General features: G+C 60.8%; 18 protein-coding genes. 10 read left to right on the top strand and 8 right to left on the bottom strand.

Annotation, left to right across the window (positions count from 1 at the left end; genetic code table 11):
• Window positions 1-10 precede the first annotated feature (10 nt).
• The 4 genes from AC2A1F_RS04540 to AC2A1F_RS04525 all read right to left on the bottom strand — a co-directional run bounded on the left by AC2A1F_RS04540 (window position 11) and on the right by AC2A1F_RS04525 (window position 3,203).
• Entirely contained in the window at window positions 11-400 is a 390-nt protein-coding gene (locus AC2A1F_RS04540; protein WP_484207558.1) for a response regulator, read from the bottom strand.
• Entirely contained in the window at window positions 397-1,494 is a 1,098-nt protein-coding gene (locus AC2A1F_RS04535) for a PAS domain-containing protein (RefSeq protein WP_484207557.1), read from the bottom strand. Before AC2A1F_RS04535 ends, AC2A1F_RS04540 begins: the two co-directional genes overlap by 4 nt.
• 69 nt (window positions 1,495-1,563) lie before the next feature.
• Entirely contained in the window at window positions 1,564-2,007 is a 444-nt protein-coding gene (locus AC2A1F_RS04530) for a hotdog fold thioesterase (protein WP_484207556.1), read from the bottom strand.
• Complete coding sequence (locus tag AC2A1F_RS04525; protein ID WP_484207555.1) at window positions 2,004-3,203, bottom strand: M20 metallopeptidase family protein; 1,200 nt, start codon at window positions 3,201-3,203, stop codon at window positions 2,004-2,006. The genes AC2A1F_RS04530 and AC2A1F_RS04525 overlap by 4 nt, the downstream gene beginning before the upstream one ends.
• 134 nt (window positions 3,204-3,337) lie before the next feature.
• Here AC2A1F_RS04525 and AC2A1F_RS04520 point away from each other — a divergent pair, with 134 nt between their 5' ends.
• On the top strand, window positions 3,338-4,585 hold the full coding sequence (locus AC2A1F_RS04520) for an acetyl-CoA C-acetyltransferase (RefSeq protein WP_484207554.1): 1,248 nt from the start codon (window positions 3,338-3,340) through the stop codon (window positions 4,583-4,585).
• Between the two features lie 129 nt (window positions 4,586-4,714).
• Entirely contained in the window at window positions 4,715-5,716 is a 1,002-nt protein-coding gene (locus tag AC2A1F_RS04515) for a sensor histidine kinase (protein ID WP_484207553.1), read from the top strand.
• 117 nt (window positions 5,717-5,833) lie between these two features.
• On the opposite strand, the gene AC2A1F_RS04510 is transcribed toward AC2A1F_RS04515, so the two are convergent.
• Window positions 5,834-7,168, bottom strand: coding sequence for a M28 family peptidase (locus tag AC2A1F_RS04510; protein ID WP_484207552.1), 1,335 nt, complete (start codon window positions 7,166-7,168; stop codon window positions 5,834-5,836).
• A gap of 166 nt (window positions 7,169-7,334) precedes the next feature.
• Between AC2A1F_RS04510 and ettA the strand changes: the two genes are divergently transcribed.
• Entirely contained in the window at window positions 7,335-9,008 is a 1,674-nt protein-coding gene (ettA, locus tag AC2A1F_RS04505) for an energy-dependent translational throttle protein EttA (protein WP_484207551.1), read from the top strand.
• 83 nt (window positions 9,009-9,091) lie between these two features.
• On the opposite strand, the gene AC2A1F_RS04500 is transcribed toward ettA, so the two are convergent.
• Complete coding sequence (locus AC2A1F_RS04500) at window positions 9,092-9,682, bottom strand: flavin-binding protein (protein WP_484207550.1); 591 nt, start codon at window positions 9,680-9,682, stop codon at window positions 9,092-9,094.
• 135 nt (window positions 9,683-9,817) lie between these two features.
• Here AC2A1F_RS04500 and AC2A1F_RS04495 point away from each other — a divergent pair, with 135 nt between their 5' ends.
• Window positions 9,818-10,945, top strand: coding sequence for an RcnB family protein (locus AC2A1F_RS04495; protein ID WP_484207549.1), 1,128 nt, complete (start codon window positions 9,818-9,820; stop codon window positions 10,943-10,945).
• Between the two features lie 122 nt (window positions 10,946-11,067).
• Here AC2A1F_RS04495 and AC2A1F_RS04490 read toward each other — a convergent pair whose 3' ends face one another.
• Window positions 11,068-11,436 carry a winged helix DNA-binding protein gene (locus tag AC2A1F_RS04490; RefSeq protein WP_484207548.1) on the bottom strand — a complete coding sequence of 123 codons (369 nt, stop codon included), beginning with the start codon at window positions 11,434-11,436 and terminating at the stop codon, window positions 11,068-11,070.
• 199 nt (window positions 11,437-11,635) lie between these two features.
• Here AC2A1F_RS04490 and AC2A1F_RS04485 point away from each other — a divergent pair, with 199 nt between their 5' ends.
• From AC2A1F_RS04485 to AC2A1F_RS04460, 6 genes are all read left to right on the top strand, one after another.
• Complete coding sequence (locus AC2A1F_RS04485; RefSeq protein WP_484207547.1) at window positions 11,636-12,361, top strand: prolyl hydroxylase family protein; 726 nt, start codon at window positions 11,636-11,638, stop codon at window positions 12,359-12,361.
• Window positions 12,352-14,208 (top strand): DUF885 domain-containing protein, encoded by a 1,857-nt coding sequence (locus AC2A1F_RS04480; RefSeq protein ID WP_484207546.1) that lies wholly within the window; start codon window positions 12,352-12,354, stop codon window positions 14,206-14,208. Before AC2A1F_RS04485 ends, AC2A1F_RS04480 begins: the two co-directional genes overlap by 10 nt.
• A gap of 78 nt (window positions 14,209-14,286) precedes the next feature.
• Window positions 14,287-14,694 (top strand): DUF350 domain-containing protein, encoded by a 408-nt coding sequence (locus AC2A1F_RS04475; protein WP_484207545.1) that lies wholly within the window; start codon window positions 14,287-14,289, stop codon window positions 14,692-14,694.
• A 23-nt stretch (window positions 14,695-14,717) separates the two neighbouring features.
• Window positions 14,718-15,113, top strand: a complete 396-nt coding sequence (locus AC2A1F_RS04470) for a hypothetical protein (protein WP_484207544.1) — start codon at window positions 14,718-14,720, stop codon at window positions 15,111-15,113.
• A gap of 3 nt (window positions 15,114-15,116) precedes the next feature.
• The gene (locus tag AC2A1F_RS04465; RefSeq protein WP_484207543.1) at window positions 15,117-16,268 is read left to right on the top strand and encodes a glutathionylspermidine synthase family protein; all 1,152 of its coding nucleotides are present in this window, start codon (window positions 15,117-15,119) and stop codon (window positions 16,266-16,268) included.
• On the top strand, window positions 16,265-16,636 hold the full coding sequence (locus AC2A1F_RS04460; protein WP_484207542.1) for a potassium channel family protein: 372 nt from the start codon (window positions 16,265-16,267) through the stop codon (window positions 16,634-16,636). Before AC2A1F_RS04465 ends, AC2A1F_RS04460 begins: the two co-directional genes overlap by 4 nt.
• 9 nt (window positions 16,637-16,645) lie before the next feature.
• On the opposite strand, the gene AC2A1F_RS04455 is transcribed toward AC2A1F_RS04460, so the two are convergent.
• Window positions 16,646-18,253: a lysine--tRNA ligase gene (locus AC2A1F_RS04455; protein WP_484207541.1), complete on the bottom strand. Its 1,608-nt coding sequence runs from the start codon at window positions 18,251-18,253 to the stop codon at window positions 16,646-16,648.
• Window positions 18,254-18,505: the final 252 nt, after the last annotated feature.

Genomic DNA, 18,505 nt, shown 5'->3' with positions numbered 1-18,505 from the left:
GCGCAAGCGCTCAGTCCTGACGAATGGCCAAAGGTTCGAGCGCGCGCGCCACGACGACCGCTGCCGGGGTGGGTTTGGGCACCAGCGTGCCCCCAAGATTGCGCACGCCTTCGTCCATCCGATCAAGATCGCCGGTGTGCAACACATAGGGCACGCCCATTCCGGCCAGAGCGCGGGCAACCTGTTCGCAGGTTTGCCCTTGGCCAAGCGAGACGTCGAGAATGGCCGCAGAAATAGGATTGTTGCGAACGATCGCCAGCGCTTCGATCAGATCGAGCGCAGTCAGCGGCTTGCAACCGGCATCTTCCAGCGCGAACTCCAGATCCAGCAAGATCAGGGGTTCGTCATCAAGCACCAGCACGCGGCACGGCTCGCCTGAGGGAAGCTGGATAGTGGTCAATCGGTGTGCTCCCGCAAGGGGATGGTGAGCGCGGCGTGAAAGCCATCACTGCGCCACTCCCTGATTATTCCGCCGCGCGCCATATCGAGCATGCGATCCACGATCCCGTCGTTGCCCGATAGCGCTGTGCCCGGTGATGTCTGGCCATTGGCATGATCCAGCCCGGAACCGCCATGTTCGGACCAGTCGATACGGATTGCAGGGCCTTGTTCGGCGATGTTGCGCTGCCATGCCACGGTCACGAAGCCGCCTTCGCCCGCCAGAACGCCTCGGTGCATGGCGCTGACGGCCAGTTCGTGCAAGGCAAGGCCGAGGACCGAGACAGAGGCAAAATCGGAGCGGAGGCCATTGCCATCAAACCGAATGCGGGTGCCATCGGGATCATAGGGGGCCAGCACAGCGCGGATCGCCTGCCCCACCTCGACAGTGCCGCGCTGTGAATCATCGAGCGTGGTTTCGTAGGCGCGGCCAAGAGCCTGAATGCGGTCATTGATTTCACGCGCTTCGGTTTCGATCCCGCGCACGCGGCCGGTGAAGTTGACGATACCGCCGATCACCGCAAACATGTTTTTCATGCGGTGCGAAAGTTCGCGCGCCATTTCGCGGGCATGGCGCTCATCAGCGCGCGCTGCCCGAACATCGGACACGTCCCACTGGCTGCCGAGGAAGTAGATCAGGTGGCCTTGTTCATCATAGACCGGACCAACGTGAAGCGCATTCCAGAACGAAGAGCCGTCCTTGCGGTAATTGAACACCTCGACGACCAGCACTTCTTGATTTTCGAGGCTCTGACGGATGCGCCTGACGGTTTCAGGGTCCGTCTTCGGCCCCTGAAGGAAACGGCAGTTGCGGCCGATCACTTCGTGCTCTTCATAACCTGTCAGTTTCAGGAATGCGCGATTGGCAAAGACCACCGGCAGATCATCCTGATGCGGATCGCAAAGGCAAATCGCCAAATGAGTCTGTGCCATGGCCTGTGCGAACTGCACTCTTGCCACGCCATCGCCGGTGATGCCCGCAAAGGGTGCATCGGTTGGCCCCGGCGAAGCGCTTAACCCTGTGGAGGGAGCTGGATCGGGAATGTTTCTGGTCATATCAATGGCACCTGCCACCGAAATGCCGGTCCTAGCGCTTGGTTCCACAGAAAGTGATGAAAATCACAGCTATTTTCGCTCCAGCGGGATCACGGCAAACGTGAATCGCGAAATGCACACGAGCTTGCCCGCCTCGTCCTCAATGCGGATCGACCAGACGTGCGTGGTGCGGCCCAGCGCTTCGGGCCGGGCCGTGGCATAGACCCAACCATCGCGCACCGGGCGCAAGTGATTGGCGTTGATCTCCATGCCGACGCCCACGAACTTTTCGGGATCTACCACCATGGCGCCGGCCATCGAACCGATGGTTTCAGCCAGCGCCACCGACGCACCGCCATGGAGCCTGCCGAACGGCTGGTGCGTGCGGTGATCAACCGGCATGCGCGCCCGGATCCAGTCCGGCCCGCAATCGACGAATTCAATGCCCAGATGCGCGGGCATCGATGTGCTGCCCAACTGGGTAAGCCGTTCAATCGAGGGCATTTCGCCCTTCCACCAGATAGCTTCGGTCATGCAAAACCCTTTGCGAGGAACTGTTCGGCGCACCCAGCCAAAACGGCGGTGCCGAGCGGCAGGACCGATTCATCGACCATCATCCGCGTGGAATGGATTGAACAGCACGAACGCCAATCCACGCCCTCATGCGCAACGCCAAGGAAAAACATCGCACCGGGGACTTTATCGAGCACGTAGGAGAAGTCTTCGGCGCCCATGATCGGCGCGTCGAGGCGGTGGAAGCCGTGTTCGCCGCTTATCGCGCGCACCACCTGTTCGCCCAGATCGACCGCGCGGGCATCGCAGACGGTGACCGGGAAGCCGGGGGTTATCGTGACTGTGGCGGTCATGCCGTGCGCCTGCGCAATGTGCGTGGCGGCTTGTTCCAGCACTTCGCGAAGGCGCGCGCGGTTTGCGGGCGAGAGCGTGCGCAGCGTACCGCGCATGGAGACGCGATCGGCTATGACATTGTGTGCGGTGCCTGCCTCGATCTTCGCCACCGTGGCGACCACCGGATCGCTGACCGGGAATTTGCGTGTGACTAGCGCCTGCAGCGCGGTGACGATCTCGCAAGCCACCGGCACTGGATCGAGCGCGTCGTGCGGCATCGAGGCGTGGCCGCCACGGCCTTCAACCACGATGTCGAACTGGTCGGCCGAGGCCAGCAGCGCACCGGTGCGGCCCGCAACGAGGCCGTGCGGGCTGTTGGGCATGATGTGCAGGGCAAAGGCGGCATCGGGCAGCGGATCGATCAGCCCGTCATCGAGCATGAAGCGCGCGCCGTGGAAGCCTTCCTCGCCCGGCTGGAACATGAATTGCACCTCGCCCGCCAGACTATCGGCGCGGGCGCAGAGTACCTCAGCCGCGCCTGCCAGCATCGCGGTGTGCGTATCGTGGCCGCAGGCGTGCATCGCGCCGGGGATGGTGGAGGAAAATTCGAGGCCGGTCTGCTCGGTCATCGGCAGCGCGTCCATATCGCCGCGCAGGAGAACGCGGCGGCCGGACCCGGCCTTCCCTTTGAGCGTGGCGACAAGGCCCGTGGTCGATGGTCCCTCGCGCCATTCCAGCGGCAGATGGGCGAGCGCGGCGCGAACTTTGTCGCGCGTTTTTGGCGTATGCAGGCCAAGCTCCGGTTCTGCGTGGATCGCGCGGCGCAGCGCGATGATGGCATCGGCATGGCCGCGCGCCTGTTCAAGCAGTTCGTGATGGAACATGGAGCCTCGCTATCAGGGATATGCCCAAGGCTGGCACGTTGCAGCGCACCTGTCGACCCTTTGGGATAGGGCTTGCACCAGCGGGCAGGCTTTGTTAATCGAACGGTTAAACAGAACCAGCCGGAGAGCCAGCCATGCCTGAAGCCTATATCATCGATGCCGTTCGCACCCCGCGCGGGGTGGGCAAGCCCGGCAAGGGCGCGCTATCACACCTGCACCCGCAGCATCTGGCCGCCACCGTGCTCAAGGCACTGAAAGATCGCAACAATCTGGATACGGCAACGGTGGACGACATCATCTGGTCCACCTCTTCGCAGTACGGCAAGCAGGGCGGCGATCTGGGCCGCATGGCGGCGCTGGCCGCAGGCTATGACATTTCCGCCTCAGGCACCACGCTTGACCGGTTCTGCGGCGGCGGGATCACCTCGGTGAACCTGGCTTGCGCCTCGGTCATGTCGGGCATGGAAGACTGCGTGATTGCAGGCGGGACCGAGATGATGAGCTTTACCATCGCGCATGGCGCCGAACAGGCCAATGCCGGGATCAAGCCGATGGGCATGGGTTCGGGCAACATGGCGCTTGATGCGCTGCATCCGCAATCGCACCAGGGCGTGTGCGGCGATGCCATCGCCACCATCGAAGGCATCAGCCGCGAGGCGTTGGACGGGCTGGCACTCGTCAGCCAGCAGCGCGCCGATGTGGCGATCAAGGAAGGCCGCTTTGCCAAATCGGTGGTGCCGGTGCTGAACGAGGACGGCTCGGTCGCGCTGGACCGTGAAGAATTTCCCCGCCCAGAAACCACGGCAGAAGGCCTTGCCGCATTGAAGCCCAGCTTTGCCGGGCTGGCCGACTTTGACCTTGGCGGCACCACGTTCCGCAAGCAGATCAACCGGCGCTATCCCGATGTGGAAATCCAGCACTTCCACCATGCGGGCAATTCCTCGGGTGTGGTCGATGGCGCAGCAGCGCTGCTGATCGTGTCGCCCGCCTACGCCGAAAAGCACGGGTTGAAGCCGCGCGCGCGCATCGTTGCCTATGCCAATCAGGGCGATGACCCTACGCTGATGCTCAACGCGCCAGTGCCAGCGGCAAAGAAGGTTCTGGCCAAAGCGGGCCTGACCAAGGACGATATCGACGTTTGGGAGATCAACGAAGCCTTTGCCGTGGTGGCTGAAAAGTTTATCCGCGACCTTGATCTGGACCGCGCCAAAGTGAACATCAATGGCGGCGCGATGGCACTGGGCCATCCCATCGGGGCAACGGGTTCGATCCTGATCGGCACGGCGCTGGACGAGTTGGAACGGTCTGGCGGCAAATACGGCCTTGTCACGATGTGCGCTGCTGGCGGCATGGCCCCTGCGATCATTATTGAGCGCATCTGAACTGCAAATCTTAATCCGGCATGAGTTCTATAGCTAAAAGCCCGCTGAATATTTCAGCGGGCTTTTAGCTAATGACATTGCCAAGTCATAATCTTGCTGCCACCTCCTCTTTCAGACATGCGACAGGCCTTGCGCACCCTTTTCAAACCCGTCAGGCGGAGGCTTACAGCTTATTCGCTGGCAATCGCGTTTGCCGTTGCAGCCATAGTCGTGCGCCATGCAGTAGATCATCTACTGCCGCCCGGCTTTCCGTTTCTGACGTTTTTTCCCGCTGTCATTGTTGCTGCTTTTCTGGGCGGGCGCGGTCCTGGCGCAGTTTGTGGAATCATCAGCCTGCTGGCGTCGTGGTACTATTTCATACCGCCGTTCAAAAGCTTCGCGCTGGACGCTCCGGTGGCCACTGCCTTGTTGTTCTTCACAGCCGTGGTGGTGGTGGACGTTTTGCTGATCGACGGGCTGCAACAAAGGCAAGCGCGGTTGGAAGAAAGCCAGCTCAGGCTGGCGTCGATGGCAGATCAACAAACGCTGCTGTTCAAGGAACTGCAACACCGCGTGGCCAACAACCTGGCATCGGTTTCATCAATGCTGCGCCTGCAGCGCCGACAGATCGAGCGCGATCCCGCTTCTGCTGCTCGCCTTCTGGAAAGCGCCGACAACCGGATCGAGCTTATGGGCCGCGTCCATCGGCAGTTGTACGATCCCGCCGCGCGAACTCGCGCCTTGCCCGATCAGATCAGCGACGTTGTAAGCCACGCTCAGGAAGTAGCCGCCGCTCGCCATGTGACAATCCTGGTCAATGCGGTTGACGCCCGGATTGCAGTTGACCGCATGATGACGCTGATGCTGTTGGTGACCGAAGTCATCAACAATTCGCTCAAGCACGCATTTGATGACGGCACGCCCGGCGAAGTACGGCTGACGCTTGACCGGGTGGGCAATAGCCGTTTGCGCCTGACCATAGCCGACAATGGCAGAGGGCTGGACCCGGCCCATGCCAACGAACCGCCCCGTCATCGCGGCCTTGGCACCACGATCATGAAAGGCTTCGTCTCGCAATTGGGCGGGGAATTGGTGATCGACGGCAGCAAGGGCGTCACGACGGTGGTAGAGTTCGCCGAGGACGCGGATTAGGCCGAGCTTGTGCAGGTGGCATCGCGCTCACCCAAAACCTGCGATAGGCAACCAAACCTTCATCATTCCCGCCTGTGCAGGAATGACATTGGCAGAGCCGAAGCTTTGCGGAAAAAGCTACTCTACCGCAGCAATCGGCCCGGCCTCGTTCGCGATGATTTTCAGGACTTCGGTCCATGCGGCCACGTTCTGCACCAGTTCTGCCGGATCGACTTTGTCCAGCGTATCATCAGGGGTGTGATGCAGATCGAAGTAGTGCGTGCCATCCTGATCGAGATCAACCACGGCCAGCTTCTGCTTAACAATGATCGGCCTGATGTCGGTCCCGCCATTGGCTTTACCCGGTCCGTGCACGATGCCCATGGGGGACAGGGCCGTGGCGATGCGGTCTGACAGGGCCTTGTTCGCATCGGCCAAGCTGAACGTCACGCGCCACACCTTGCCTGCGCCAAAATCGCTTTCCATGGCCAGTGCGTGGGGTTCAGCGTGCTTGGCCGCATAATCCTGGCCACCAAACCCGCCAAGTTCCTCTGACCCTGCCCACAACACGCGGATCGTCCGCAGGGGCTTGCCACCTTCCTGCGCTTTCAGGGCGGCGGCGGTGATAATGGCGCAACCTGCGGCATCATCAATCGCGCCGGTACCCAGATCCCAGCTGTCGAGATGGCAGCCCAGCAAAATGGCAGGCAATAACGGATCGCGGCCCGGCAGATCGGCAAAGACATTGCCCGATGGCAGGCCTTCGGTGGTCTTTCCCGTGAGTGTCAGGTTCAGGCGCATCGGCTTTCCGCTGCGGGCGATCCGCGCGATCAGATCGGCATCGGGGTTCGATACGGCGCCTGCGGGGATGGGCTTGACGCCATCCGGGAACGTAGTGCCGCCGGTGTGTGGATTGCGGTGATTGTCTGTACCGATAGAGCGGATCACGGTGGCCAGTGCGCCCTTGCCCGCAGCGATGGCAGGGCCTTGGCGGCGCACCGCACCGTACGGTCCATAACCGCTGCCGTCCTGCGCGCGCTTCATCGCGTGGTCGATGAAGGCGATTTTGCCGATGAGCGATCCTGCCGGAGCTGCTTTTAGCGCATCGAGCGTAGGGAAATAGGCGACTTCGGCTTCTACGCCCTTGTCTGGCGTGGTGCCGCTGTAACCCAATGCGGTAACGGCCAGCTTGTAGGGGATCGGCGAGATCAGGCTCGCCTCGTCGCGCCCGCGCACGTAGCCGCGAATGGTGAAGGGTTCGACCGTAACGTTGCTGAACCCCAGCGCTTTCAGCCGAGCATTGGCCCAGACCCGCGCGCGGGCCTCAGCCTCGCTGCCGGGCATACGCGGGCCGACTTCGCTGGTAAGGCCTGCGAGAATGTCCCACGCGACATCGCCCTTGGGATCTTCGGCACGAGCAGCAGTGGCAAGGAGAGCGGCGGTGAGCGTGGCGGCGTGGGACAAGTTTCTCATACGTCGGTGCTATCGCCCCACCCTTCCCCTGCCAAGCCCCGCGCATCACCCTTGTTTGGCGCCACTGCTTGGTGCCACCTGAATCACAGCCCCCGCTTGCCCGCGCGGGTTCGGTTCGGTAGAGGCGGCCCAACCTCTTTTTCCGCCATTCATCCAAGGACCCGACATGGCTGCCCAATATGCCTACGTCATGAAGAACATGACGAAGACTTTCCCCGGCGCGCAGAAGCCTGTGCTGAGCGACATCAGCCTGCAATTCTACCAAGGTGCCAAGATCGGCATCGTCGGGCCGAACGGCGCGGGTAAATCCACGCTGATCAAGATCATGGCCGGTATCGACAAGGACTACACCGGCGAAGCCTGGGCCGGTGAGAACATCACGGTCGGCTATCTTGAGCAGGAGCCGCAGCTCGACGAGAGCAAGACTGTGCTCGAAAACGTCAAGGACGGCGCGCGCGACATTGCCGACATGGTCGACCGGTTCAACCAGATCGGCATGGAAATGGCCGAGGAAGACGCAGATTTTGATGCGCTGGGCGCGGAAATGAGCGAGCTTCAGGACAAGATCGACGCAGTCGATGGTTGGACGCTCGACAACCAGCTTGAAATAGCGATGGAAGCGCTGCGCTGCCCGCCCGGCGATTGGCCTGTGAACAGCCTTTCGGGGGGGGAAAAGCGCCGTATCGCGCTGACCCGTCTGCTCATCCAGAAGCCTTCGATCCTGCTGCTGGACGAGCCGACCAACCACCTTGACGCAGAATCGGTCAACTGGCTGGAAAACCATCTGAAGGAATATGCCGGCGCGGTGCTGATGATCACCCACGACCGCTACTTCCTCGACAATGTGGTGGGCTGGATTCTCGAACTCGACCGTGGAAAGTACTTCCCTTACGAAGGCAACTATTCGACCTACCTCGAAAAGAAGGCCAAGCGCCTTGAACAGGAAGACCGCGAGGAGAGCGGCAAGAAGAAGGCCCTTACCCGCGAACTGGAATGGATCCGCCAGACGCCAGCCGCCCGCCAGACCAAGAGCAAGGCGCGTATCCGCAAGTTCGAGGAGCTGCAGAACGCACAGGACAACCGCCCCATCGGCAAGGCCCAGATCGTCATCCAGGTGCCCGAGCGCCTTGGCGGCAAGGTGATCGAGGTCAAGAACATCACCAAGGCCTATGGCGACAAGCTGTTGTTCGAAGACCTTTCGTTTATGCTGCCACCCGGAGGCATCGTGGGCATCATTGGCCCCAACGGCGCGGGCAAATCCACGCTGTTCAAGATCCTGACCGGCAAGGAACAGCCTGACAGCGGCACTGTGGAAATCGGCAGCACCGTTCACTTGGGCTATGTCGATCAGAGCCGTGATGACCTGAACCCCAAGAACAACGTGTGGCAGGAAATCTCCGACGGTCTGGACTACATGACCGTCAACAAGCAGGAAATGTCCACCCGGGCCTATGTCGGCGCGTTCAACTTCAAGGGCGCGGACCAGCAGAAGAACGTCGGCAAGCTTTCAGGCGGTGAACGCAACCGCGTGCACATGGCCAAGATGCTGAAGCTGGGCGGCAACGTGCTGCTGCTTGACGAGCCGACCAACGACCTCGACGTGGAAACGCTGAGCGCGCTGGAAGACGCCATTGAAAACTTCGCTGGTTGCGCCGTAGTTATCAGCCACGACCGCTTCTTCCTCGATCGTCTGGCCACGCACATTCTGGCTTTCGAAGGCAACAGCCACGTCGAATGGTTTGAAGGCAACTTTGCCGCCTATGAAGAAGACAAGCGCCGCCGACTGGGCGATGCTGCAGACCGGCCCACAGCGCTGGCCTATAAGAAACTGACGCGCTGATTTTACAGCAATTTGGTGTTCTAGGCACCCCGCTGGCCTTTGTGGCTGGCGGGGTGTTTTTCTCTGTCACGCGCCGCCTTGCGCTATGGAGCGACCCAGCCGCCCTGCCATGGCACCGTGGAATCCGGGCGCGTAAAGCGCGCGCGCGTGCCGCCTTCGTGAGTGAGTTGCAGCCAATCGAGGCTGCGCACTTCGATCAGCAGCACCGCAAAATTGGCGCGGCCCGCAAGCGTTTCGTCGATGGTCGGGGCGCGGTGGAGCAAGTCATCAGGAATAGCAGAACCCGCGGCATCGAGCGCGCCGCCGGGGCCTGTCTCAGCCAGATAACACCGGCGGCTTGAAGCTGCGGCCCTGCTCCATGCGGCATCGGCAACGGGGCCTGTACGCTCGATCCGCCCTTCCCCGCGCATCCGCAATTGCACACGCGCATCGGGATCATAGGCCAGGACAGAGACAGGGGCACCTTTGCCAATCAGGCTGATTTTGGCGCTGCGGAGATCGGTGTGGAAGCGCAAACACGCCAGATCCGCGGTCGCCTCCCGCAGTACCATAATGCGCAAATCGCCATCGGCGGTACCCACCACAGGCGCATGCATGGCGTGGCGCCGGTTCCGTGCGGCTTCGGACAGACGCTCTGCTGCGTCAGCAAGAATTTCATCCAGCGTCAGATTCATTCATACTTCTCCGCCAAAACCTGAACAAAAGGCATGCCTGTCGGTTCATACCGTGGACAGCGCGAATCGAATATTACAAACTGGTCAAGGCAGCAGACCCTTCTGCAGCCGACAGTCTGGAAAGGGTCGGCAACGATGTCCGGCAAGTCAGTATTCAGCAAGAGCGCTCTGGCAATCCTCACTTTTGCCATGGTGACCACGGCCATCACGCCATCAGCCTTCGCGCAGGAGAGGCGTGAGCGACCGCAGCGCGAAGATCGCGGCGGAAATGCGGGCGGCCCCATGGGCGGCAACCGCGGCGCAAGCTGGAGCGATGGCGGCACGCGCAATCGTGGCGGCGATTTCAGCGGGCGGCAACAGCCACAAGTTCAGGCCCGGCCACAAGTGCAGGCCCAGCCAAGAGTGCAGGCCCAACGCCAAGATCCACAACAGCCACGCACTGAACGGCCGTCTTCGGGCAGTTGGGGCGGCACCGTGAACGGTGATGGCCGCGCCGGTTGGAACGGCGGGAGTTGGAACGGCGGCCAGCGCCCGGTAAGCGGGGCTGGTGCGAATGGCACAGTCACGACCCAACCGACACCACCTCGGGCCCCTCCACAACGGACCACGCCACAAAGAGGCTGGGACGGCAGGCAATGGAATGGCACCAATCCCGGTCGCAACGATGGAACCCCCGGCTGGCGGGGCAACGATGGCCGGGCGGACAATGGTGATCGTACCGGGCGTGATCGTGATGGGCGTGATCGTGATGGGCGGCCGGACGACCGGAACTGGAACCGGGATGGAAACCGCGATTATCGGGATCGGGATCGCAATGATGGTCGGCGTGACAACTGGAACGGCAACAACCCGCGCGGAAGTTCCTGGAGCAGCAACAACTGGCGAGGCAACAATTGGCAGGGGAACAACTGGCAGGGAAACCGGGGCCGCAACGCCTATCAGGGGGATTATCGCCGCTGGTCCAATGATTGGCGACGCGACAACCGCTATGACTGGGGCCGCTATCGCGCGGTGAACCGAGGCATTTATCGCCTTCCGCGCTATGTCTCGCCATTCCGTGGCTACAACTATAGCCGCCTGTCGGTGGGGATCTTCCTCAATTCAGGGTTCTACGGCAACAATTACTGGATCAATGATCCTTGGGCTTATCGCTTACCAGCGGCCTATGGCCCCTACCGCTGGGTGCGGTACTGGGACGATGTGCTGCTGATTGATATCTACTCCGGCGAAGTGGTTGACGTGATCAACAATTTCTTCTGGTAGGATTAACCGCAAGACTGTGACCGCAAGCAAAGCCCCGCCGAGCAATCTCGACGGGGCTTTGTTGCAAAGATCCGGGTTGCAAAGGTCCGGCTGTTCACTTGATAAATTTCAAGATTTCAGAATCAACCTCGAAGGCTTCCTGCCACGCTACGCAAAATTCCACGCATGAGTTTTTGGCCCTCTGGCGTCAAACGCACATAGCGGCGTCGCGCATCTGCATTGTCGGCAATGCGGTAGATCAGGCCATCTTGTTCAAGCCGAGCAATCCAGCGCAGGATGGTAGTGGAAGGTACGCCAGCATCAAGACAGACGCTTGACACCTGAACTTCGGTACGACGTCCTTCGGCAATATATAGATCCAGCAAAATGTCCCAACCTGGCTCTCCAAACAAACCACGCCTTGCGGATGCTGCATCGCGCTTCCTGCGTAACGTGTATAACGACACTGCCAGTTTCAGGTTTTCCAGTTCCGGGTCTGTGAAAGCGTCCAATCAAAACTCCCTTCGGACCGCTTCCGATCAATACGGACAAACCCGTATAAAGGTCAGATAGTCTGCACTCCTTTGATGCAGACCATCGCCATTCTTGATCGTTCGGCGCCCGCTTGAAAAAGCGAATACAGGTATTGGTTAACCCAGCCCTAAGACAAATGCTTGAGAAAATCTCTGTTTAGCGTCCACATCGGACTAAATGGCAGGTCTTGCGCATGAATGCGGCTTGCCCCAGAAAAGTTCCGCAATGGTCATTTTTCGCAACAAATCTTCAAACTCTTCAAATTCCTCCGCGCTGCGACAGGTCGGAGAAATAGTCAGGCGTCGGCTGGAACAGGATCCGGGCGTCTATCGACTGCCGGTGGATAGCCTTGAAATCTATGGTGTGGCGAAGTTCTTTACCGAAGCCGAATGCACCCGCTTGATGGCGATGGTCGATGCCGTGGCGCGTCCATCGCCCACCTACCGGGGCACCGATGCCACCGGCCGCACCAGTTACAGCGGCGATGTCTCTCCGACCGATCCGTTCATCATCATGCTGCAGCGCCGCATCGACGATCTGCTGGGCATTGATCCGGCGTTCGGAGAAACGATCCAGGGGCAGCGCTACCAGCCGGGGCAGGAGTTCCGCGGGCACTATGATCACTTTTTACCGTCACAGCATTTTTGGGAAGCGGAACAAAGACGTGGAGGTCAGCGTAGCTGGACTGCTATGGCCTATCTGAATGCCGTCGAAGAAGGCGGTACCACCGATTTTACCCGCATCGACCTTTCCATTCCGCCGCAGCCCGGCGCCTTGCTGATCTGGAACAACATGAAGTCTGACGGTACTCCCAACCCCGATGCGATGCATGCAGGCATGCCTGTGGTGAAAGGCGTGAAATACGTGCTGACCAAGTGGTATCGGGCACGCCCATGGTGCTGACATCACGCAAATTCTGGGGGCCTGCCCTGCTGGCACTTGCCATGGCCCAGCCCGTCGCTACTTCGGGGGTGGAGCGTAGCAACAGCACGGCGCAGAGCATTGCGGCCAATCCTGCAGTTCCTTCGTCACCAAGCCTTCCGGCGAACGCAGCACTTGATCGGCTGTTTGCGGCTGAAAGCCGGCAGAGCCTTGAACTAGACCCTTTGGGCGCGATCCAGCAAGGCAAGCAGGTTTCGGCAAAGCAGTTTCGCATGCTGTTTACCAAGCGCCATGCGCTGGAACGCCGTGAGGCGAACCTGAGGGTACTGACAGATCTTGCTGCCATCGATCCGGCAATGCTCGATGATGGCCATCGCATTTCGCGGGCCGTGATGATGGATGCCAAGCAGGCTGAGCAGGCGCTGCTGACACCCGAAACCTTGGCGCTGACCGAGGTGCAGCCATTCAACCATTTTGGTGGTTTCCACGTTGCCTACCCGGAAATCTCGTCGCCAGGAAGCGGCCTGACGCTCGAAACTTCCGCAGATTTTGCCCTGTTACTGGACCGGCACCGCGCTTTGCCCGCAGTATTTGATCAGGCCATCGCCCGTTTTCGCGAAGGCATGGCCAGTGGCCTGACCGAGCCCCGGCTGACAGTCGACAACATGATTGCGCAGATCGATGGCTTGTTGGCACAGCCGGTGGACCAATCCCCCTTCATGGCCCCTGCCCGCAGCTTTCCGCAAGGGATGGCGCAGGCACAACGCGTGCGGCTGCGCAGTGAACTGCGCAAGGTTACACAGCAAACGATCTACCCCGCCTATCGCAACCTGCGCCGGTTTCTTGCCGAAGACTATCGGCCATCCGCGCGTGAAAGCGTCGGCCTTTCGGCGCTGCCGGGCGGTGATGCGCTCTATCGCAAGCTGGTGCGGGCCAATACGACGCTCGATCTCGAACCGGCAGCCGTGCATGATCTTGGCCTTGCGGAAGTGGCGCGGATTCAGCGTGACATGCAGCAGGTCAAAAGCGACCTTGGCTTTACAGGGTCACTCCCAGCGTTTTTCGATCACATCCGCAGCGAACCGCGCTATCATCCGAAAACGGAGAGCGAATTGGCCGAAGGCTATCGCGCAGTTGGCCGCAAGGTCGATGCGCTGGCGCCGCGTTACTTCCTCAATCTGCCGCGCACCCCGTTGCAGATCCAGCCCTACCCGTCCTATCGCGCCAAGTTCGAAGCCGGGGGCAGCTATGCCCAAGGTTCGCCCGATGGCAGGCTGCCGGGCACGTTCTTCTTCAACACCTATGATCTGAAAAGCCGCTTCCTGACCGGGATTGCCACGCTCTACCTGCATGAAGGTGCACCGGGGCATCACTTCCAGATCAGCCTAGCACAAGAGAATACGGCACTTCCCGATTTCCAGCGCTTTGGCGGCAATACCGCTTATATCGAAGGCTGGGCGCTCTACGCCGAGACGCTGGGGTACGAGATGGGGTTCTACAAGGACCCGATGCAGCACTGGGGCACGCTGGACGACGAAATGCTGCGCGCGATGCGGCTGGTGGTCGATACAGGGTTGCATACCAAGGGCTGGAGCCGGGAACAGGCGGTGGACTACATGCTGAGCAATTCGGGCATGGGCCGCAGCGATGCCGAGGCTGAGGTGGACCGCTACATCGCCATTCCGGGGCAAGCGCTGTCGTACAAGATTGGCGCTTTGACGATCCAGCGGTTGCGTAAAGAAGCCGAAACTGCGCTGGGCAGCCGGTTCGATATCCGCCAGTTTCACGATCAGGTGCTGGGCAGCGGGGCCTTGCCGATGCAGGTGCTTGAATCCAAGGTGCGTAGCTGGATTTCGGCCAGCCGCTAATCCCTGCATGCTTGAAACTGAAACGTCTCGCTGCTTTACTGTTTCTATCGGGGCTGATGCCATTTGGGGGGCAATGCAATGCTGGGGTATTTTGTTACGGCGCTTCCACATTTTCTTGCATATTTTGGAACGGTTATCGCACTCGCCGTGATCTTCCTGTTCCTCTACTCACGCTTCACCCCGCATCCCGAATTCGTTCTCATCCGTCAGGGCAATGCCGCCGCCGCTACGCAACTGGTCGGCACATTTATCGGATTTGCGATACCGGTCGCGGTTGTTACCGCCAATTCGGTCAGCCTTGCCGATGTGCTGATGTGGGGCGCGGTGGCCACCGTCGTACAATTGCTGGTGTTCGTGGTGATCGCCCGCCTGCTGTTCCGCGAAGTCTCTGCAAAGATCGACGAAGGCTGCATCGCCTCGGGCATTTTCGTCGGCGGGATCGGGATCGGCACTGGTGTGCTGCAAGCCGCCTGCATGGTGCCCTGAACGCCTGCGCGGAAGGAATTGTCATGAAGAAACAACTCGTGCTGACCACGGCAATGGCTGCAACGCTCGCAGGCTGTTCGAGCAGTAACGACTGGGACGATGGCGTGGTGGCCGACCGCGATACCGCCGTCTGCGTCGATCAGGAAGGGCGCCGTATTCCCGATGAGAACTGCCGTAGCCCGCGGGGCGGCAGGCTCGGCAGTTCGTTTTTCTGGTATTATGTCGGGCGTGGCAATCGGGTTCCCTATTTTGGCGATCCCGTGCGCGATCCGAGTTATGGTTACAAAGGCAGCTATTTTCCGACCAAGGGTGCAACATATGCTGCAGCCCCGGCGGGCGCGAACATGACGCGCAGCAAGCCCGTTTCACGCGGCGGGTTCGGGTCCAGCGGCAAGTCGTTCGGCGGTAGCTGGTCCTGATCCGTGCAGCGCAAGACGCTGACACCACGCGCTGATTGGCAGGCAAAGGTCGCCGACCTGGGGTTGCTCTGGCACAGTGACGCCGACGGGCCCTACTGGGACGAGAGCGCGGCCTATGTGTTCTCGATGGCGCAGATCGAAGCAATCGAGGAGGCGACCGAGACCGTCCACAGGCTTTATGTCGAGGCCGCCGAAGTTATTGTACGCGACGATATACTGATGTCGTCCTGCGGGATTCCGCTGGCATGGCATGGCGCGGTGCGCGAGGCGTGGAAGCGGCAGGCAGTCGCGCTCGATTTCGGGCGGTTCGATTTTGCGTGGGATGGCACGGGCGCGCCCAAGCTGCTGGAATACAACTGCGATACGCCCACCTCGCTGCTCGAAACGTCGATTATCCAGTGGTTCTGGAAAGAGGACGTCTTTCCGCAGGCCGACCAGCTCAACAGTCTTCATGAAAAGCTGCAGGCGCGCTGGCAGGCGATTTCAGGAACGCTGCCGGGGCGGCGGGTGTGGTTCACGCACGTTGCTGATGACGCGCATGAAGACACGATGACCACCACCTACTTGCGCGATCTGGCAGGGCAAGCGGGGCTTGAGACATTCGGCCTGCTGATCGACCAGATCGGTATCGACGCACAGGGTCGCATTCTGGATCAGGACGATTGGCTGATCACCGCGCTGTTCAAGCTTTACCCGTGGGAATGGCTGGCGGCAGAAGAATTTGGCGCAAGCATCCTGCCGCACATCCATGACACCGTGTGGCTGGAGCCGGTGTGGAAAATGTTGTGGAGCAACAAGGCTGTACTGGCGGTGTTGTGGGACCTGTTCCCCGATCACCCGAACCTGCTCCCCGCCTCGTTCGTCCCCGGTGCGGTTGGACCAGATTATGTGGCCAAGCCCGTGCTGGCGCGTGAGGGCGCGAATATCGAGGTCGTCTCCCACGGCGAAGTGCTAGCGCGGTCCGATGGCAAGTATGACGCCAGCCGCGTGGTGTTCCAGCAGCGCTATCCGCTCAAGGATTTCGGCCACGGCTACCCGGTGCTGGGCAGCTGGATCGTAGCGGGCGAGGCTGCCGGATTGGGCATCCGCGAAGATGGCCTGATCACCGGCAACCGCGCTCGTTTTGTCCCTCACGTGATCATGGAGGAAGCATGAAGAAACTGCGCGCCGCGACCGACACGTTCATTGAACTCGTGATGATCTATGCTCTTATGCTGGTTATCTCGGCAGCGCTGCTGTCCCGGTTCGAGGGGATCGATTTCTTGACCGGGCTATACTGGGCGGCGACGACGGCGACCTCGACCGGATATGGCGATATCTCCCCCAAGACCGGCCCGGGGCAGATCGTGGCGGTTTCGCTGATGCACATCTCGATCTTCCTGATTGCACCGATGATCGTCGTGCGCCTGATCGATCGTCTCAACGAAGACCGCGATGCCTTTACGCACGACGAGCAATTGCAGATTCTCGAAACGCTCGGGCGGATCGAAAGCCGGCTGGACCGGCTTGAACAGGGGCGATGAAAGCCCTTGTTAGCTGTCCAGCGATTCAGCAATCAGTTTGCGCGTGTTCTCAACACCATAGAGTGCGATGAAGCTGCCCATGCGCGGTCCGGCGCTGGAACCTAGCAGCGTCTCGTAAAGGCACTTGAACCAATCGCGCAGGGTCTCGAAGCCGTAGTGCGGATCCTTGCCGATCTCGTAGACGATGTTCTGTAGTTCCTCTGCCGTGGCATCGTCTGACGTTCCGGCCAGTTCCTCGTCGAGCGCTGCCAGTGCGAGCGCCTCGCCCGCCTCCGGCTTGCGGCGCTGGAGTGTGGGGGCGATGAAATCGCGGTTGTAGGCAAGAGCGCAGGTGACCAGCGTATCGAGCGCGGGGTGCGCCGCCGGGTCTGCGTTCTCGACATAGTTGGCGAGGTAGGACCAGACCTGTTCACGCGTGGCCTGCGCGCCAAGCACGCCGACAAGGTTAAGCAGGAGGCCGTAAGTGACAGCCAGCTTGTCCCCCTCGCCGCCCTGATAGGCGGTGGTACGCAGCAAGTGCCACACCGGATTGCCAAGCTGCTGTTCAACTGGCTGCGTGGGCAGCTTTTCGCGGAACTGCCAATATTCATCCACCGCGCGGGGGATGATGCCGACGTGGAGCGACTTGGCGCTCTTGGGTTCGCGGAACAGGTAGAAGCCCAGCGATTCCTCGCTGCCATAATCGAGCCACTGTTCGATGGTCAGGCCGTTGCCCTTGGACTTGGAGATCTTTTCGCCCTTCTCGTCCAGGAAGAGTTCGTAGATCAGGCCTTCGGGACGGTGCCCGCCAAGCACGCGAGCGATCTTGCCCGATTGCGTGACGCTATCGGTCAGGTCCTTGCCGCACATTTCGTAATCGACGCCCAGCGCGACCCAGCGCATCGCCCAATCGACCTTCCACTGCAGCTTGGACCAGCCGCCGAGAACGGTGTGTTCTACACTCTCGCCGTTGCTGTCAGCGAAGCGAACGATCCCGGCTTCGGCATCCACCACTTCAACCGCGCCTTGCAGCACTTCGCCGGTGGTGGGCGAGACGGGCAGGACCGGCGAGTAGGTCTTGCGGCGCTCTTCACGCAAGGTTGGCAGCATGATGTCCATGATCGCCTGCCAGTTGCGCAGCACGTTCTTCAGCGCATCATCGAAACCGCCGGCGTTGTAGCGGTCCGACGCCGAGACGAATTCGTAATCGAAGCCGAAGCGATCAAGGAAATCGCGCAGCATCGCGTTGTTGTGGTGGGCGAAACTTTCAAACTTCTCGAATGGATCGGGGATGCGGCTGAGCGGATGGCCCAGATGTGCATCGAGCAGCGCCTTGTTGGGCACGTTGTCGGGCACTTTGCGCAAGCCGTCCATGTCATCCGAAAAGGCGATAAGGCGCGTCGGATGCCCCCCAGTCAGCACTTCATAGGCGCGGCGCACGAGCGTGGTGCGCAGCACTTCCTGGAAGGTGCCGATGTGCGGCAGACCCGAGGGGCCGTATCCCGTTTCGAACAGTACGGGGACCAGTTCGCCAGAAGCATCGCGTTTGCCGCCCGGGAAGCGCTTGATGAGCTTGCGGGCTTCTTCGAAAGGCCATGCCTTCGAGGTTTGGGCGGCGGTTTGGATAAGGTCGGTCATAGTGCCCGCCCTTTTGCGCGGCCGTTCAGGTTTCGCAAGCGAAAGCTGAAGGGGTTTACACTGTTTACACAGTCCTGAGACAAACTGTCAGGCCCCACTTCAGGCTTGGGTTGTGCCGCCCAAGAGGGACCCCGGGTCGAGCCCGGGGTGACGAGGAAGCGGGGGGCGGTAGTTGAAAAGCAGCGCATTTCGCTGCTTATCACAAGCGGCACCCTGTAGGAAAACGACGAAAGGGCGGGCTCCGCGCACAAA

It is taken from the genome of Novosphingobium sp. HNCC26BN242 (assembly GCF_057180525.1).
The sequence above is the reverse complement of the archived record's forward strand: the minus strand, read 5'-3'. Positions and strand labels throughout refer to the sequence as shown.

Bases quoted from the DNA above. Each gene is read 5' to 3' on its own strand.
- AC2A1F_RS04510 (WP_484207552.1), bottom strand. From the start codon at position 7,168: ATGAGAAACTTGTCCCACGCCGCCACGCTCACCGCCGCTCTCCTTGCC.
- AC2A1F_RS04475 (WP_484207545.1), top strand. From the start codon at position 14,287: ATGCTGGGGTATTTTGTTACGGCGCTTCCACATTTTCTTGCATATTTT.
- AC2A1F_RS04460 (WP_484207542.1), top strand. From the start codon at position 16,265: ATGAAGAAACTGCGCGCCGCGACCGACACGTTCATTGAACTCGTGATG.
- AC2A1F_RS04535 (WP_484207557.1), bottom strand. From the start codon at position 1,494: ATGACCAGAAACATTCCCGATCCAGCTCCCTCCACAGGGTTAAGCGCT.
- AC2A1F_RS04500 (WP_484207550.1), bottom strand. From the start codon at position 9,682: ATGAATCTGACGCTGGATGAAATTCTTGCTGACGCAGCAGAGCGTCTG.
- AC2A1F_RS04530 (WP_484207556.1), bottom strand. From the start codon at position 2,007: ATGACCGAAGCTATCTGGTGGAAGGGCGAAATGCCCTCGATTGAACGG.
- AC2A1F_RS04525 (WP_484207555.1), bottom strand. From the start codon at position 3,203: ATGTTCCATCACGAACTGCTTGAACAGGCGCGCGGCCATGCCGATGCC.
- AC2A1F_RS04455 (WP_484207541.1), bottom strand. From the start codon at position 18,253: ATGACCGACCTTATCCAAACCGCCGCCCAAACCTCGAAGGCATGGCCT.
- AC2A1F_RS04495 (WP_484207549.1), top strand. From the start codon at position 9,818: ATGTCCGGCAAGTCAGTATTCAGCAAGAGCGCTCTGGCAATCCTCACT.
- AC2A1F_RS04480 (WP_484207546.1), top strand. From the start codon at position 12,352: ATGGTGCTGACATCACGCAAATTCTGGGGGCCTGCCCTGCTGGCACTT.
- AC2A1F_RS04485 (WP_484207547.1), top strand. From the start codon at position 11,636: ATGGCAGGTCTTGCGCATGAATGCGGCTTGCCCCAGAAAAGTTCCGCA.
- AC2A1F_RS04520 (WP_484207554.1), top strand. From the start codon at position 3,338: ATGCCTGAAGCCTATATCATCGATGCCGTTCGCACCCCGCGCGGGGTG.
- ettA (WP_484207551.1), top strand. From the start codon at position 7,335: ATGGCTGCCCAATATGCCTACGTCATGAAGAACATGACGAAGACTTTC.
- AC2A1F_RS04470 (WP_484207544.1), top strand. From the start codon at position 14,718: ATGAAGAAACAACTCGTGCTGACCACGGCAATGGCTGCAACGCTCGCA.